Here is a 13597-nt window from a genome sequence, read left to right as displayed (position 1 = left end):
CAACTAATCTTGTAAATGGAATAAATATCAGCAATAGAAGCTGCAACAGGCAGCCTAAAAAGCATTTAACGCCGACATTTATGTCATCACATTGTTAAATATAGTTCAGGATTTCGTGATCGCAGTCCAGATTGACTAAAAAACGTGCAAACAAAAGAAAAACGAGAGCTTTTAAGAACATTCCGCAAGGGATTTAAAAGACAGGAAAAGTTGTAGGGCACGGCGGATACCGTGCCCTGAAGGTCGATTAGTGTTCGCGCGTTTTGCGGAACTGAACGTCAGGGTAACGTTCCTGGGTGAGATTCAGGTTAACCATGGTCGGCGCGATATAGGTGAGGTTATCGCCGCCATCCAGCGCCAGCTGAATTTCGTTTTTACGCTTGAATTCTTCGAATTTCTTCACGTCAGAACACTCTACCCAGCGTGCTGTCGCTACGTTGACCGACTCATAAATCGCTTCAACGTTGTATTCGCTCTTCAGTCGTGAAACCACCACGTCGAACTGCAGCACACCAACAGCGCCCACGATCAGATCGTTATTAGCGATCGGACGGAAAACCTGCACTGCGCCCTCTTCGGACAGCTGAACCAGCCCTTTCAGCAGCTGTTTCTGCTTCAACGGATCCTTCAGACGAATACGACGGAACAGCTCCGGCGCGAAGTTCGGAATACCGGTGAACTTCATCATTTCGCCTTGGGTAAAGGTATCGCCAATCTGGATAGTGCCGTGGTTGTGCAGACCCAGAATATCGCCCGGATACGCTTCTTCCACGTGAGAACGGTCACCGGCCATAAAAGTCAGCGCATCGGAGATAACCACGTCTTTACCAATGCGCACCTGGCGCATTTTCATACCTTTCTCGTACTTGCCGGACACCACGCGCATAAACGCCACGCGGTCACGGTGTTTCGGGTCCATGTTGGCCTGAATTTTAAACACAAAGCCGGTGAACTTCTCTTCTGAGGCTTCAACGACACGGGTGTCGGTTTTACGCGGCATCGGCGCAGGCGCCCACTCCACTAAGCCATCCAGCATATGATCAACGCCGAAGTTACCGAGCGCGGTACCGAAGAATACCGGGGTGATTTCGCCCGCGAGGAACAGCTCATGGTCGAACTCGTTAGACGCGCCCTGCACCAGCTCCAGTTCGTCACGCAGCTGCTGCGCCAGGTCTTCCCCCACGGCGGCATCGAGTTCCGGGTTGTTCAGACCTTTAACAATGCGCACTTCCTGAATGGTGTGGCCTTTACCCGTCTGGTACAGGTAAGTTTCGTCTTTATATAGGTGATAGACGCCTTTGAACAACTTACCGCAGCCAATCGGCCAGGTGATCGGCGCACAGCCGATTTTCAGTTCATTCTCGACTTCATCCAGCAGCTCCATCGGATCGCGGATGTCACGGTCGAGTTTGTTCATAAAGGTCAGGATCGGGGTATCACGCAGACGGGTAACTTCCATCAGCTTACGGGTCCGGTCTTCAACACCTTTTGCGGCGTCGATGACCATCAGGCAGCAGTCCACCGCCGTCAGAGTACGGTATGTATCTTCAGAGAAGTCTTCGTGCCCTGGGGTGTCCAGCAGGTTTACCAGGCAGTCATGATATGGAAACTGCATCACAGAGGTGGTAATGGAGATACCACGCTGTTTTTCCATTTCCATCCAGTCAGATTTCGCATGCTGGCTGGAGCCTCGGCCTTTTACCGTACCGGCGGTCTGAATCGCCTGTCCGAATAACAGTACCTTTTCAGTAATTGTCGTTTTACCGGCATCCGGGTGAGAAATAATGGCAAAAGTGCGGCGTTTGGCCACCTCTTGCAAATAAGGAGACAACGTCATAGTCAAATCTTCTTAGGTAAGCACGGCAACAGGCCGTGCAAGTTGAATACGAAAAATTGCGGCTATTTTACCCATCAACGGGGGGGAGGCAATCAGTGTTTACACAGGAGCCGCTCCAGTTCACTTAATGACGCTACGGTCCAGGTCGGCTGAATGCCCGCAGGCTGCTCGCGGTGGTGCGTATTTAGCCAGCAGGTGGATAGCCCGGCGTTAATGCCGCCAAGAATATCGGACTCTGCGGTGTCGCCCACCATCAGTACGCGGGAACGCTCAGGATTGCCCGCCTGCTCCAGCGCATGGTCAAAAATACGGGGATCGGGTTTTGCCACGCCAACCTGCTCAGAAATCACCAGCAGGTCAAAATAGTCGCGCAGCCCCGTCCGCTCAAGGCGGATTTGCTGCAACGCCGTAAAGCCGTTAGTAATAATACCGATTTTTGTTTTATCACGAATCGCATTGAGCAGAGAAACCGCCCCTGGCAACGGCGAGCAAATCTCCGCCATCGCATTGATAAAGGCGTCATTAAGCTGGCCTGGCTCAACCTTCAGGCGTTCAGCCCAGCTCTGAAAACGAGCGTGCTGGAGTTGTAATGAGGTAATCGCACCGTTTTGATAATCCACCCACAGCGGTTTATTTACGGCCTGGTAGTCCTGAAAATCTTCAGCGGTAAAGGTAATGCTATAGTCGAGAAACATCCGCTGTAAGCCGGTAAACGAGTCAAACGTAAACAGCGTTTCGTCGGCATCAAAGAAAATCCAGTCCCACTTCTTCATCATTACACCTTGTCTTACATGCTGATTGGCAATGCCATTATAATGGCGTCTTCATGACCATCGGCCGTCGGATAGTAATTGCGCCGGATTGTCGCCTCGTTAAAGCCCAGGCTTTCGTACAGCGCGATAGCGGCAGCATTTGAGGCGCGCACTTCAAGCCACAGTGTCAAAATGCCACGCTTTTCCAGCTCATCGATCAGGTATTCCAGTAGCTCACGCCCCAGGCCCCGGCGCTGAAAGTCAGGATCGACGGCAATATTGAACAGCGTAGCTTCATCCAGCACGACCTGTGTAATCGCAAAGGCGGCCATTACGTCGTCAACCCTCAACTGAAAATTGAGGTAGCGATCGCCCTGGTTGCTGGCAAATGTTTTTTCACTCCACGGAAAAGCGTGAGCGCGTTTTTCAATCTGAAATGCTGCAGGTAAATCAGTCGGTTCGAGGGAAGAAATCGTGTTCATATGCGCAGATTTGTTGCCATAACGCGGCGCGGGCCGCGGGGTTTTCCCGTAATTCATTAAACGCAGGACTCTCGACCTGAGCGCCCTCCAGCAGCAGCGGCTCTTCGGTTCCCAGCCGCCAGCTATTACAGCGACTGCCCTGCGGCAGCATGGCGACGCGGTCAGGCGTCAGTTGTAAAACCTGATCCGGGCTGACGGTTAATGCGCGTAAAATATCGCTCATCAACGGTTCAGTTAGTGCGGGTAATTGTGCAGCAACCATCACCAAACGGACGTGCGCAGGAATTGAAATCGCGATCTCGCCCTGCAGTGCGCCGGGACGACGCAATGACCACTGCGTAATGCCCAATTGCTGTAACTGCCAGTCTCGTCGGGATGTCATAGCGAAACACTCCTGTCTATCAGGGGCGCAAATATAGCAAATTTGTCGAATCCGTGCCATCAAACAACTATAATCCCCCGCTGTACAATTTAAGGAGCACTCCATGTCTGCTTTTACCCCGGCAAGTGAAGTCTTGCTGCGCCACAGTGATGATTTCGAACAAAGCCGTATTCTGTTTGCCGGTGATTTGCAGGATGACCTGCCTGCCCATTTTGAATGCGCCGCCAGCCGTGCGCACACTCAGCAGCTTCACCACTGGCAGGTGCTTAACCGCCAGATGGGCGACAACGTTCGCTTTAGCCTCGTTGCCCAAGCCGATGACGTTGCCGATAGTGATACGCTAATCTACTACTGGCCGAAGAATAAGCCGGAAGCCCAGTTCCAGTTGATGAACATTCTGTCGCTGTTACCGGTGGGCACCGATATTTTTGTTGTTGGTGAGAACCGCAGCGGCGTTCGTAGCGCAGAGCAGATGCTGGCCGAATACGCGCCGCTGAACAAAGTCGACAGCGCGCGTCGCTGTGGCCTGTACCATGGTCGTCTGGAAAAACAGCCGGTCTTTGATGCAGAAAAATACTGGGATGAATACCAGACCGAAAATCTGACCATCAAAACGCTGCCGGGCGTATTCAGCCGTGACGGCCTCGATGTTGGCAGCCAACTGCTGCTCTCCACGCTGACGCCGCACACCAAAGGCAAAGTTTTGGATGTCGGCTGCGGTGCAGGTGTACTCTCCGTCGCCTTAGCCAGCCACTCGCCAAAAGTGCGCTTAACCCTGTGCGATGTTAGTGCCGCCGCCGTTGAAGCCAGCCGCGCAACGCTTGCTGCCAACGGTATTGAAGGAGACGTAATCGCCAGTAACGTCTTTTCTGACGTGACGGGTCGCTTTGATATGATCATCTCCAACCCACCGTTCCACGACGGGATGCAGACCAGCCTCGATGCCGCGCAAACGCTGATTCGTGGTGCAGTGCGCCACCTCAACAGCGGCGGTGAACTGCGTATCGTGGCGAACGCCTTCCTGCCTTATCCGAAGGTACTGGATGAAGTGTTTGGCTTCCACGAAGTTATCGCGCAGACCGGTCGCTTCAAGGTCTATCGCACCATCATGACGCGTCAGGCGAAGAAGTAGAACGGCCATCCCATGCCGGATAAGGTGCCTGCACCGCCATCCGGCAGGGTTTGCTAAATGCGGGGTGGTACTTCGTTTACACGGCCTGCGTCTAGCGCCCATTTTTACATCAATTAAGCGCGTCCAGGGCAATTAACTATTGACGAAAAGTTGAAAATCACTAGAATGCGCCTCCGTGGTAACGATACTTTTTTGAGTGTCGATGGTATGCGAAGGTGGCGGAATTGGTAGACGCGCTAGCTTCAGGTGTTAGTGTCCTTTCGGACGTGGGGGTTCAAGTCCCCCCCCTCGCACCATAATCCACGTTGATATTGCTCGCACTGGGCGAAGGTGGCGGAATTGGTAGACGCGCTAGCTTCAGGTGTTAGTGTCCTTAGGATGTGGGGGTTCGAGTCCCCCCCCTCGCACCAACGAGGCGATATCAAAAAATAAGATGACTGTGCGAAGGTGGCGGAATTGGTAGACGCGCTAGCTTCAGGTGTTAGTGTCCTTAGGATGTGGGGGTTCGAGTCCCCCCCCTCGCACCAATTATCTTATTTCCCTCTCGATTTTCTTCCCTGTTTTGTTCATCCCTGATTCCCGTTCATCATCACCAGAACAATGCCGCCGATCAGCGCCGCACATGAAGGCAACAGGACAAAATGCCGCAAACGCTTGTGGTACAGCATGAGTGAAGTCAACAGTAATCCTAATACAATCATCGCCTTCCATACGTAGACCGACAGGTCGCTAAATGCCATCCCGGCAATCAGTATTCCCGGCAGCAGAACCCCCCATCCACTGCCCAGCGTACGTTGCAACATGGTACCACCTATGACATTGATAATGATAACCAATATCATATGATAAATTTTCTCATTTGTCAGCTGGGAGGCACTATCAATTATATGAGTTTTACTTAACGATTGATGACATGAATAATTTAAGGTGATAAATTGCTCGCCGGTTAGCTTTTCAACTAAAAACAATAAAAACCTCTGCGAATGATACCCCGTTCGTTATTTGTTTTATTTACCAACACACCTTCGTACATTGCAGATAACTAACAATATTTACCTATGACAGTACAATCCTGGCGAGCTCTGCGCACCAAAAAATACCAACTCTCTTTACGATTGTTTCTGCTGCTCAACGCAGCCTCCGCACTGTTTACGCTTTTTTTTCCCCTGTTTGCCGTCAAAGCGTTGTCAGTACCGGCATTGCTGATTCTCGTGATGAGTACATTGTTGCTGGCATGGCATAGGAAATATGTGGATAAAAGAATTAATCTTCCTTTTATTTCAACCGTTTTTGGTTTGCTATGGGCATTACATATTTTCCTGAAATATAACGCACTGGGTCATAATGATTATTATTTTCTATTAATCGCGCTTCTCAGCGTGCTGTTTATTGGATCTATCGCTTTTGCCAATAATATCATCGCGTTTACGCTTCACTCATTGCCTTCCGTCGCCGTCTGTTTATGGCTGAATGGCAGCGAGCATGGTTTGCGAATTATCTATTTTATGGCGCTGCCCATGGCCGGGATCGCCATCCAGCATGTGATACAAAAGCGCTACGATGGCTTCGCCCAGCAGCTGATGTACAAACTGCTGGAGGAACGGGAAACCCTGAACGGGCTCAGCATGCTCGACCCGCTAACCGGTTTGTACAATCGCCGGGGGTTGCAACACCGACTCGATACGCTGTTGGCCTTGAGCAACGCGAAGCACTACGTCTTGCTACTGGATATCGACCATTTCAAAGCCTATAACGATCACTACGGTCATATGATGGGAGATCAGGCGCTGATCCGCGTCTCTGCCGCGATTCGTGACTCCGTGCGCTCCCGGGACGTGGTGGCGCGCTTTGGTGGGGAAGAGTTTATGGTTTTGCTGACCGCGGTCGATCCCCAGCAGGCCCAGGCTGCCGCCGAACGTATTCGCCAGAAGGTGTACGACCTTAAAATTCCTCACATGTTTAACGAGAGCGTGGCAACCAACGTAACCGTGAGTATTGGTATTGCGCCTCTGGTCGAGCAGGATATTGATGCCGCTGTTGCCCGAGCGGATAAAGCCCTTTATGAGGCCAAGAGCCTTGGGCGCAACAGTACGCTGGTCAGCGATGACCTGCGGGTAAACTGCCCTTCTGCCTGAGCTATCTGTGCGGTGTGGCCCGGGATGGCGACAAAGATCTTGCCATCGCTCAATGTCAATTATAGGATTAGCAATCATTATCATTAAGATTAACATCCTTATATCGACATGGCTTATCGTTCCGCACCGATCGTTGAAGATGTCATCTGGCGTAGCCCTCTGCCTGCAAAGATGCCCTCGCTGGCTGCTGCCGTACGCGCAACGATAGCCAACACCCGTGAGCACCTGCTGGACTTCATTCGTCTTGACGAAACGCCCGTGCCAGGTGCGATGACGCTACATGAATGGACGCAATCAACGACGCTAAGTTCATTGCTGGCTGTCTATTCAGACCATATTTATCGCAATCAGCCCACGCTGCCACGCGAAAATAAGCCGCTGATTTCTCTCTGGGCGCAGTGGTATATCGGCCTGATGATGCCTCCGCTCATGGTGGCCCTGCTGACGCAAAAAGAGGCCATCGACGTCTCTCCTGAACACATGCACGTAGAATTCCACGAAACAGGCCGTGCTGCCTGCTTCTGGATCGACGTGCATCAGGATCACCAGGTCACGGCCCAGTCTCCTCAGCAACGCATGGAAACACTGATTCTCTCGGCGCTGACGCCGGTTGTGCAGGCGCTGGAAGCGACAGGCGAGATCAATGCGAAGCTTATCTGGAGCAACACCGGATATTTAATTCACTGGTATTTAACGGAAATGAAGCCCTTATTAGGTGAAGAACTGCTGACCACACTGCGCCAGACCTGTTTTTTTGATAAGCAACTCTCCTGCGGTCAGGATAATCCCCTGTGGCGTACCGTTGTTCCGCGCGAGGGACTGTTAGTGCGCAGAACCTGCTGCCAGCGCTATCGCCTGCCCGATGTCCAGCAATGCGGTGACTGCACGCTGAAGTAAGCGAGGAGCCGTAGCCCCTCGCCCGTCAGTTATGCAACCTGCTGATTTTCTTCTTCTATACGCAGTGCTTCTTCTTTTTCCTGCGCTAATAGCTGCTTTTCGTAAACCTTAAAGAATGGGAAGTAGATGACGGCAGACACCAGTGCCAGCAGGACAACCAGAATGGCCGCACGATAATCCCAGCCTAACGCCCATGCCGCGCCAACCGGTGCCGGGGCCGTCCAGGGAACCACTGAAATCACCCGCCCAATTAAATCCAGCTTCATCGCCGCCCAGGCCAGCACTGCGTTCACCATAGGGGCCAGCAGGAAGGGAATAAAGAACACTGGGTTCATGACAATCGGCGTACCGAAAATCACCGGTTCGTTAATATTAAAAATGCTCGGGACAACGCTCAAACGCCCGATCGATCGCAGATGGGCCGAGCGGCTACGCAGATAGCAAATCACCAGCCCCATCGTCGCGCCGGAACCTCCAACCACAATAAAGAACGTCCAGAACGCTTCCATAAAGATATGCGGTAAAGGCGCGCCCTGCGCCAGCGCCAACTGGTTCATCCCGAGATTGGTGAGCCAGAACATTTGCAGCATTCCCGACACAATTGCCGCGCCATGAATACCCGCAAACCACAGCAGATGGCCGATCAGCACCGCCAGCAGTATCGCTGGCAGAGAATCCGCTGCAGACACCAGTGGTTTAAAGATGGCCATGATGGCCTGCGGGATCAGCATGTCAAACTGCGACTGAATCACCAGACTCAGCGGGTACAGGGTCAGTACCACCACCAGCACAGGGATCAGCAGATCGAAGGAGTTTTTGATCATCGGCGGCACCTGATCGGGTAAACGAATGCCGATGTTGTGCGCCTTCAGGAAGCGCATCATTTCAACGCAGTAAATAGCCACCAGGATGGCAGTGAAAATCCCCGTACCGCCCAGGCTATCAACCGGCATAGTGCCTTTGGTTTTCGGTGCAGCAATCAGCAAAAAAGCCATGATCGATAGCATCGCGCACATGAAGGGATCTAGCTGATGCGACTTCACATAGTGCTTGCCCAGGTTATAAGCGATAGCCGCACATATGTAGACTGACATGATCCCCATCGTCATATCAAACGGTGTGAGGATTTGGCCTTCAAACTGTTTCGCCATATCCAGCCACGCACGTGCAAACCCCCAGGTGGTATCCGGAGAGAAAGGTGGATAGGCGAAAACCAGCAGAAACGAGCCTACAATCATAAAGGGCATCGCCGAAATAAACCCATCACGGATAGCCATCACATGACGTTGTGAAGAGATGCGCCCGGCAACAGGGCTGACGTAATTTTCAACGAAGCGGAAAATCACATTAAACACAGCATGATTAGTTGACATAGCCGTTCTCCCGTTGTGCAAAACCCTGCAACCGTGCTGGTATCAACACCACCACGTAAAGCCCCTTACTGCTTTTCGCAACCGTGCCAGGAGGAACGCCAGCGCTACTGCATTTTGAGTTCAGTTTCATAGATGGCTCTTATTATGTAATACAGAGGAAGTGACAACTTCAGTATTAATCCCCATTTGAGCATTCTGCAACCGGTTACTGTAACCGGTTTCTTTGATTGTGAAGACGATCGAAAAACTGCCAATGTTGCCATGTTGTTACATTAAAATATTTACAGCGAGCTTGCCCCTATGACAAATTACGCCATGCGGTTTTCTGCTGGATGGAGCTGCCTGTAGGCGATTTGGAGAGAAGAATGAGTTTGCAATCAGTACGCCAATTTTTAGCGCAATATGCACCAGATATTGAGATTATCGAATTAGATCAGAGCACAGCTACCGTCGATCTGGCAGCGAAAGCCCATAACGTCGAACCAGGCCAGATCGCGAAAACGCTTTCGCTGAAGGTCAAGAACGACATTATTCTGGTCGTCGCCAAAGGTGATGCCCGACTGGATAACAAAAAGCTAAAGAGCACTTTCGGTGCCAAAGCCCGTATGTTGAGTAGCGATGAAGTAGTGAACGCGACGGGCCATCCCGTTGGCGGCGTTTGCCCTTTCGGACTGGAAACGCCGATTTCGGTGTACTGCGATGTTTCGTTGAAGCATTACGCTGAAGTGCTTCCCGCCGCAGGCGCCATCCACAGCGCCGTTCGTATCACGCCAGAAAGGATGGCTGAGCTGACTTCCGCCACCTGGGTGGATGTGTGTCAGGGATGATTCACGTTCCGTACCGATAACGAAACCCGGAACGAAACGATCTAACATTACCCGCTAAGAAGCCGCCTGTAGAAAAGGTGCAGGTTCACCTGCACGCAGGTACAGCAGGATATCTGCAGCATCCAGCAGTCCGGCATCTGAGCTCACGCCCAGCTTGGACATCACATTAAATTTATGTGCCCGAATGGTTTTAATATTCCGCTCTAACTGAGCAGCGATCTGCGGCATTGAATAGCCATTCGACATAAAGCGCAGTATTTCTCGTTCTGTTGGACTGAGCATACGGCTTTGATTGATATACCAATGGTTTTTAGAACCTTCGGTTCCCCGGTTGGGGCCGTTCAATACCGTAAATAACGCGTCCTGCAGTACCGTTAATGAAGAAGATTTGCTCACAACGCCATCTAACGGCAACGGTGACAAAGAGCCGATTAATCGCGCTTCAGCGTCATCATCAGCAATCACCACCCGGCGAATACGCGGAAAATTTACAGCCAGTTCCGTCAGATAAGCTAACCCGGCCCTGCGATCGGTTCTGATTGCAGAGAGGGAGAAAATAACCGCCGAAAACGACGTTTTTAACATAACCTGACTAAATGCAGGCTGGCTCGAAAAGATATGTAGTTCGTATTGGTTATCCGGCATGGTATTAAACAGGCTCTTAATACCGACGCTACTCATCGCGCACTTCTCTACCAGCGCAACGTTTCTTTTGATGCTTCGGCTTTCCATTCCGTGGTTTCTCCATAAACTGAAGGTAAATTCAATTCTCGCGATCCTTGAGAACTGTTTATCCAGGCGTACATTTCTGCATTGCTATGTATCGACAAGCGACGCATAGCGCTGTTCTTTTGGGCGCTGATCGTTTTATTGCTTTTCTTCAGCAATGTCGCAATCTGATTAATTCCCCAACCTTTTCCCAGGAGTCTCAGCACTTTCCTCTCCGAGAGGGTAAGTACAATTGAGCGGGCGCTATGGTCTGCTAATTCTGGCATCACGGGCGGAGAGAGCAGCGACTTGCTAATTCTCTCGGCACGGCTATTTCCTGCGTGAATAACATTCACCAAACTTTCAATCGTCTCGGCATCAGATAACAGCGAACTGACAGGACACATCAGCAATTCAATGGCCAGCGGATAAAAAACACGAGAAACGAGAAATACCCAGTGAATATCGCGGTATTGAGATAATAAAGAATAATACTGTTCGCAGACTGAACGTGGATGATTACAGTCTCCGGATAAATCAGCAATCACCAAATCGGCACAACGCAGCTGCAGCAACGTCAATTCTTCGACGGTGCGGCAGTAGGTAAGTTCATAATCAGCGAACTGCCCCTGCATTACACCTTTAAGTCCGGTTTGTACGATCGGTAATTTACTAATAATAATTGCGTTTTTGCAGCGTCCTGGCAACATATCTCCTCCACACTCACCAGTCCGTATTCGCACTTATTAAAAATCCCCTGATAAATTAAAAGTATTAATTAACAGGAAACCCTAAACAATAGACGAGGTGAATTGTTTATCCTTGGCTTTTATTTATAAACAAAGTTATACCGCTACAATCCCAGTAGCATCAAACTATTGAACCATCATGCCAATAATTACTCATGAATACACTCTTTGTACAATTAAAAGAACTACAATAGATCGTTAGCGTTGCTTACGTATTTTCCATCCTGATAAATAACATTACATTTTCATAAGCGCTGTCTTTATTGATAAGCAAGTGAGGTGTGCAAACGCATCAGACGTACGATCTGCATCTTTTTTCGACGCAAAGATTGATCTTAGCCAGAGCCAACAGGATCATGCTTCATGATAAAAAGAAGACATCCGCCACGCAAAGAGATCCTTTTCAGTCAGAGCGAGTCATGCAAACAGAGCAGTCGTCACAGCGAACGGTTACACGGTTATGTATTCAATGCGGTCTTTTTTTACTTCAGCATGGGGCAGAAAGTGCGCTGGTTGACGAGCTATCCACCCGCCTCGGGCTGGCGCTTGGCATGGATAGCGTAGAAAGCGCTATCTCCTCTAACGCCATCGTCCTGACCACCATTAAAGACGGGCAGTGCCTGACTTCAACGCGAAAAAATCAGGATCGCGGAATTAACATGCACGTCGTGACGGAGGTGCAGCACATCGTTATTCTGGCGGAACACAAACTGCTGGATGTTAAAGGCGTTGAGAAACGCTTTAGCCAGATTAAACCGCTGCGCTATCCAAGATGGTTGGTCGCCTTTATGGTCGGCTTGTCCTGCGCCTGCTTTTGTAAACTCAATAATGGCGGATGGGATGGCGCGGTGATCACCTTTTTCGCCAGTATGGTGGCAATGTATATTCGCCAGATTCTGGCGTCCCGGCATTTGCACCCGCAAATCAACTTCTGCATTACTGCGTTTGTGGCAACCTCGATTTCTGGTCTGCTGCTGACGTTGCCGACGTTTAACCACACTCCAACCATCGCCATGGCCGCCAGCGTGCTGCTGTTGGTTCCGGGTTTTCCGTTGATCAACTCCGTCGCGGATATGTTTAAGGGACACATTAATACTGGGCTCGCTCGCTGGGCTATTGCCAGTCTGCTGACGCTGGCGACCTGCATTGGCGTAGTCATGTCGATGACCTTATGGGGGCTGCGCGGATGGGCGTGATCGATTTCATTTTGGCGCTAATGCAGGACATGATCCTGTCGGCGATTCCGGCGCTTGGTTTTGCCATGGTATTTAACGTACCACATCGGGCGCTCCCCTGGTGCGCGTTACTCGGCGCACTCGGCCACGGTTCACGAATGGTGATGATGAGCGCTGGATTTAATATCGAATGGTCAACTTTTATGGCGTCGCTACTGGTGGGCTGCATTGGGATCCAGTGGTCACGCTGGTATCTGGCGCACCCGAAAGTCTTCACCGTTGCGGCAGTAATCCCCATGTTCCCTGGGATCTCGGCCTATACCGCCATGATCTCGGCGGTAAAAATCGGCCATTTTGGCTACAGCGAAGCGCTGATGATCACGCTGTTGACCAATTTCCTGAAAGCCTCATCGATTGTCGGAGCGCTCTCTATCGGGCTATCCGTACCGGGATTATGGCTGTATCGCAAACGCCCGCGTGTTTAGCGGCACGCTTTGTTAGCTCCTCGCAGAGAGGGGAATCGCCCCCTCATCTGCTGCTCTCCTTCTTCTCTGTGTTACTATAAAAGCAGTCCCCTTCTCGGTTGTTGTTCAGTATTGAGAAACATTATGCCCAGCAAAATTTTGACGCCGGACGTCACTAGCATTGACGCCTTACTACACGATCACCATACGGTGCTGGCCAGGTCTGCGGGCGGTGCCGTAGCCGTATTCGCCAACAACGCGCCAGCATTTTACGCGGTGACGCCTGCACGACTGGCCGAGTTGTTGGCGCTTGAAGAGAAGCTGTCACGCCCGGGAAGCGATGTGACGCTGGATGCACAATTTTATGAAGAGCCGCAAACCGCTCCTGTTGTCGTGCCAATGGGGAAATTTGCGATGTACGCTGACTGGCAGCCCGATGCCGACTTTCAGCGCCAGGCCGCCCTGTGGGGCGTGGCGTTAAGAGAACCGGTCACCGCCGAGGAACTGGCCTCATTTGTCGCCTACTGGCAGGCCGAAGGCAAAGTCTTTCACCATATTCAGTGGCAGCAAAAACTGGCACGCAGCATCCAGATTGGCCGGGCCAGCAATGGCGGAATGCCGAAGCGCGATGTGAACAGTGTCAGCGAGCCTGACAACCATATTCCACCGGGTTTTAGAGGATAA

General features: G+C 51.2%; 15 protein-coding genes and 3 tRNA genes. 10 read left to right on the top strand and 8 right to left on the bottom strand.

The features are described from left to right. Positions 1 to 247: 247 nt before the first annotated feature. The 4 genes from prfC to holD form a co-directional block, all read right to left on the bottom strand. The gene (gene prfC, locus GPJ68_RS03735; protein ID WP_016151601.1) at positions 248 to 1837 is read right to left on the bottom strand and encodes a peptide chain release factor 3; all 1590 of its coding nucleotides are present in this window, start codon (positions 1835 to 1837) and stop codon (positions 248 to 250) included. A gap of 92 nt (positions 1838 to 1929) precedes the next feature. After that, the gene (yjjG, locus tag GPJ68_RS03730; RefSeq protein ID WP_016151600.1) at positions 1930 to 2610 is read right to left on the bottom strand and encodes a pyrimidine 5'-nucleotidase; all 681 of its coding nucleotides are present in this window, start codon (positions 2608 to 2610) and stop codon (positions 1930 to 1932) included. Between the two features lie 14 nt (positions 2611 to 2624). After that, the gene (gene rimI, locus GPJ68_RS03725; protein WP_005123887.1) at positions 2625 to 3071 is read right to left on the bottom strand and encodes a ribosomal protein S18-alanine N-acetyltransferase; all 447 of its coding nucleotides are present in this window, start codon (positions 3069 to 3071) and stop codon (positions 2625 to 2627) included. Next, positions 3040 to 3453 (bottom strand): DNA polymerase III subunit psi, encoded by a 414-nt coding sequence (holD, locus tag GPJ68_RS03720; RefSeq protein WP_003837254.1) that lies wholly within the window; start codon positions 3451 to 3453, stop codon positions 3040 to 3042. Before holD ends, rimI begins: the two co-directional genes overlap by 32 nt. A gap of 103 nt (positions 3454 to 3556) precedes the next feature. Here holD and rsmC point away from each other — a divergent pair, with 103 nt between their 5' ends. The 4 genes from rsmC (at position 3557) to GPJ68_RS03700 (ending at position 5112) form a co-directional block, all read left to right on the top strand. Continuing rightward, positions 3557 to 4585 (top strand): 16S rRNA (guanine(1207)-N(2))-methyltransferase RsmC, encoded by a 1029-nt coding sequence (gene rsmC / locus GPJ68_RS03715; protein ID WP_016151599.1) that lies wholly within the window; start codon positions 3557 to 3559, stop codon positions 4583 to 4585. A 209-nt stretch (positions 4586 to 4794) separates the two neighbouring features. Continuing rightward, positions 4795 to 4881, top strand: a tRNA-Leu gene (locus GPJ68_RS03710). Between the two features lie 28 nt (positions 4882 to 4909). After that, positions 4910 to 4995, top strand: a tRNA-Leu gene (locus GPJ68_RS03705). Between the two features lie 31 nt (positions 4996 to 5026). Then, a tRNA-Leu gene (locus GPJ68_RS03700) sits at positions 5027 to 5112 on the top strand. Between the two features lie 39 nt (positions 5113 to 5151). Here the strand turns inward: GPJ68_RS03700 and GPJ68_RS03695 are convergent. Further along, the gene (locus GPJ68_RS03695) at positions 5152 to 5427 is read right to left on the bottom strand and encodes a DUF1435 domain-containing protein (protein ID WP_019078313.1); all 276 of its coding nucleotides are present in this window, start codon (positions 5425 to 5427) and stop codon (positions 5152 to 5154) included. A gap of 216 nt (positions 5428 to 5643) precedes the next feature. Here GPJ68_RS03695 and GPJ68_RS03690 point away from each other — a divergent pair, with 216 nt between their 5' ends. Further along, positions 5644 to 6720 carry a GGDEF domain-containing protein gene (locus GPJ68_RS03690; protein WP_104651999.1) on the top strand — a complete coding sequence of 359 codons (1077 nt, stop codon included), beginning with the start codon at positions 5644 to 5646 and terminating at the stop codon, positions 6718 to 6720. A gap of 108 nt (positions 6721 to 6828) precedes the next feature. Next, positions 6829 to 7617 (top strand): siderophore-iron reductase FhuF, encoded by a 789-nt coding sequence (gene fhuF, locus GPJ68_RS03685; protein WP_104651998.1) that lies wholly within the window; start codon positions 6829 to 6831, stop codon positions 7615 to 7617. A 29-nt stretch (positions 7618 to 7646) separates the two neighbouring features. Here fhuF and GPJ68_RS03680 read toward each other — a convergent pair whose 3' ends face one another. Continuing rightward, positions 7647 to 8990 carry a PTS sugar transporter subunit IIC gene (locus GPJ68_RS03680; RefSeq protein ID WP_104651997.1) on the bottom strand — a complete coding sequence of 448 codons (1344 nt, stop codon included), beginning with the start codon at positions 8988 to 8990 and terminating at the stop codon, positions 7647 to 7649. A 365-nt stretch (positions 8991 to 9355) separates the two neighbouring features. On the opposite strand from GPJ68_RS03680, the gene GPJ68_RS03675 reads away from it, so the two are divergent. Beyond that, positions 9356 to 9817 (top strand): YbaK/EbsC family protein, encoded by a 462-nt coding sequence (locus GPJ68_RS03675; RefSeq protein WP_016151593.1) that lies wholly within the window; start codon positions 9356 to 9358, stop codon positions 9815 to 9817. 54 nt (positions 9818 to 9871) lie between these two features. On the opposite strand, the gene bglJ is transcribed toward GPJ68_RS03675, so the two are convergent. Beyond that, positions 9872 to 10549, bottom strand: coding sequence for a DNA-binding transcriptional activator BglJ (bglJ, locus tag GPJ68_RS03670; protein ID WP_029139757.1), 678 nt, complete (start codon positions 10547 to 10549; stop codon positions 9872 to 9874). Then, a complete protein-coding gene (locus GPJ68_RS03665) occupies positions 10510 to 11235 on the bottom strand; it encodes a response regulator transcription factor (protein ID WP_075847910.1) in 726 nt (241 codons plus the stop codon). The genes bglJ and GPJ68_RS03665 overlap by 40 nt, the downstream gene beginning before the upstream one ends. A gap of 458 nt (positions 11236 to 11693) precedes the next feature. Here GPJ68_RS03665 and GPJ68_RS03660 point away from each other — a divergent pair, with 458 nt between their 5' ends. The 3 genes from GPJ68_RS03660 (at position 11694) to dnaT (ending at position 13597) form a co-directional block, all read left to right on the top strand. Further along, positions 11694 to 12470, top strand: a complete 777-nt coding sequence (locus tag GPJ68_RS03660; protein ID WP_016155624.1) for a threonine/serine exporter ThrE family protein — start codon at positions 11694 to 11696, stop codon at positions 12468 to 12470. Next, entirely contained in the window at positions 12461 to 12934 is a 474-nt protein-coding gene (locus GPJ68_RS03655; protein WP_016151589.1) for a threonine/serine exporter, read from the top strand. Before GPJ68_RS03660 ends, GPJ68_RS03655 begins: the two co-directional genes overlap by 10 nt. Before the next feature lie 123 nt (positions 12935 to 13057). Further along, positions 13058 to 13597 (top strand): primosomal protein DnaT, encoded by a 540-nt coding sequence (dnaT, locus tag GPJ68_RS03650; RefSeq protein WP_016151588.1) that lies wholly within the window; start codon positions 13058 to 13060, stop codon positions 13595 to 13597.

Source organism: Citrobacter sp. 172116965 (genome assembly GCF_013458095.1).
GTDB classification, from domain to species: domain Bacteria; phylum Pseudomonadota; class Gammaproteobacteria; order Enterobacterales; family Enterobacteriaceae; genus Citrobacter; species Citrobacter braakii.
This window is presented reverse-complemented; position numbering and strand designations above follow the sequence as displayed.

Bases quoted from the DNA above. Each gene is read 5' to 3' on its own strand.
- prfC (WP_016151601.1), bottom strand. From the start codon at position 1,837: ATGACGTTGTCTCCTTATTTGCAAGAGGTGGCCAAACGCCGCACTTTT.
- yjjG (WP_016151600.1), bottom strand. From the start codon at position 2,610: ATGAAGAAGTGGGACTGGATTTTCTTTGATGCCGACGAAACGCTGTTT.
- rimI (WP_005123887.1), bottom strand. From the start codon at position 3,071: ATGAACACGATTTCTTCCCTCGAACCGACTGATTTACCTGCAGCATTT.
- holD (WP_003837254.1), bottom strand. From the start codon at position 3,453: ATGACATCCCGACGAGACTGGCAGTTACAGCAATTGGGCATTACGCAG.
- rsmC (WP_016151599.1), top strand. From the start codon at position 3,557: ATGTCTGCTTTTACCCCGGCAAGTGAAGTCTTGCTGCGCCACAGTGAT.
- GPJ68_RS03695 (WP_019078313.1), bottom strand. From the start codon at position 5,427: ATGATATTGGTTATCATTATCAATGTCATAGGTGGTACCATGTTGCAA.
- GPJ68_RS03690 (WP_104651999.1), top strand. From the start codon at position 5,644: ATGACAGTACAATCCTGGCGAGCTCTGCGCACCAAAAAATACCAACTC.
- fhuF (WP_104651998.1), top strand. From the start codon at position 6,829: ATGGCTTATCGTTCCGCACCGATCGTTGAAGATGTCATCTGGCGTAGC.
- GPJ68_RS03680 (WP_104651997.1), bottom strand. From the start codon at position 8,990: ATGTCAACTAATCATGCTGTGTTTAATGTGATTTTCCGCTTCGTTGAA.
- GPJ68_RS03675 (WP_016151593.1), top strand. From the start codon at position 9,356: ATGAGTTTGCAATCAGTACGCCAATTTTTAGCGCAATATGCACCAGAT.
- bglJ (WP_029139757.1), bottom strand. From the start codon at position 10,549: ATGGAAAGCCGAAGCATCAAAAGAAACGTTGCGCTGGTAGAGAAGTGC.
- GPJ68_RS03665 (WP_075847910.1), bottom strand. From the start codon at position 11,235: ATGTTGCCAGGACGCTGCAAAAACGCAATTATTATTAGTAAATTACCG.
- GPJ68_RS03660 (WP_016155624.1), top strand. From the start codon at position 11,694: ATGCAAACAGAGCAGTCGTCACAGCGAACGGTTACACGGTTATGTATT.
- GPJ68_RS03655 (WP_016151589.1), top strand. From the start codon at position 12,461: ATGGGCGTGATCGATTTCATTTTGGCGCTAATGCAGGACATGATCCTG.
- dnaT (WP_016151588.1), top strand. From the start codon at position 13,058: ATGCCCAGCAAAATTTTGACGCCGGACGTCACTAGCATTGACGCCTTA.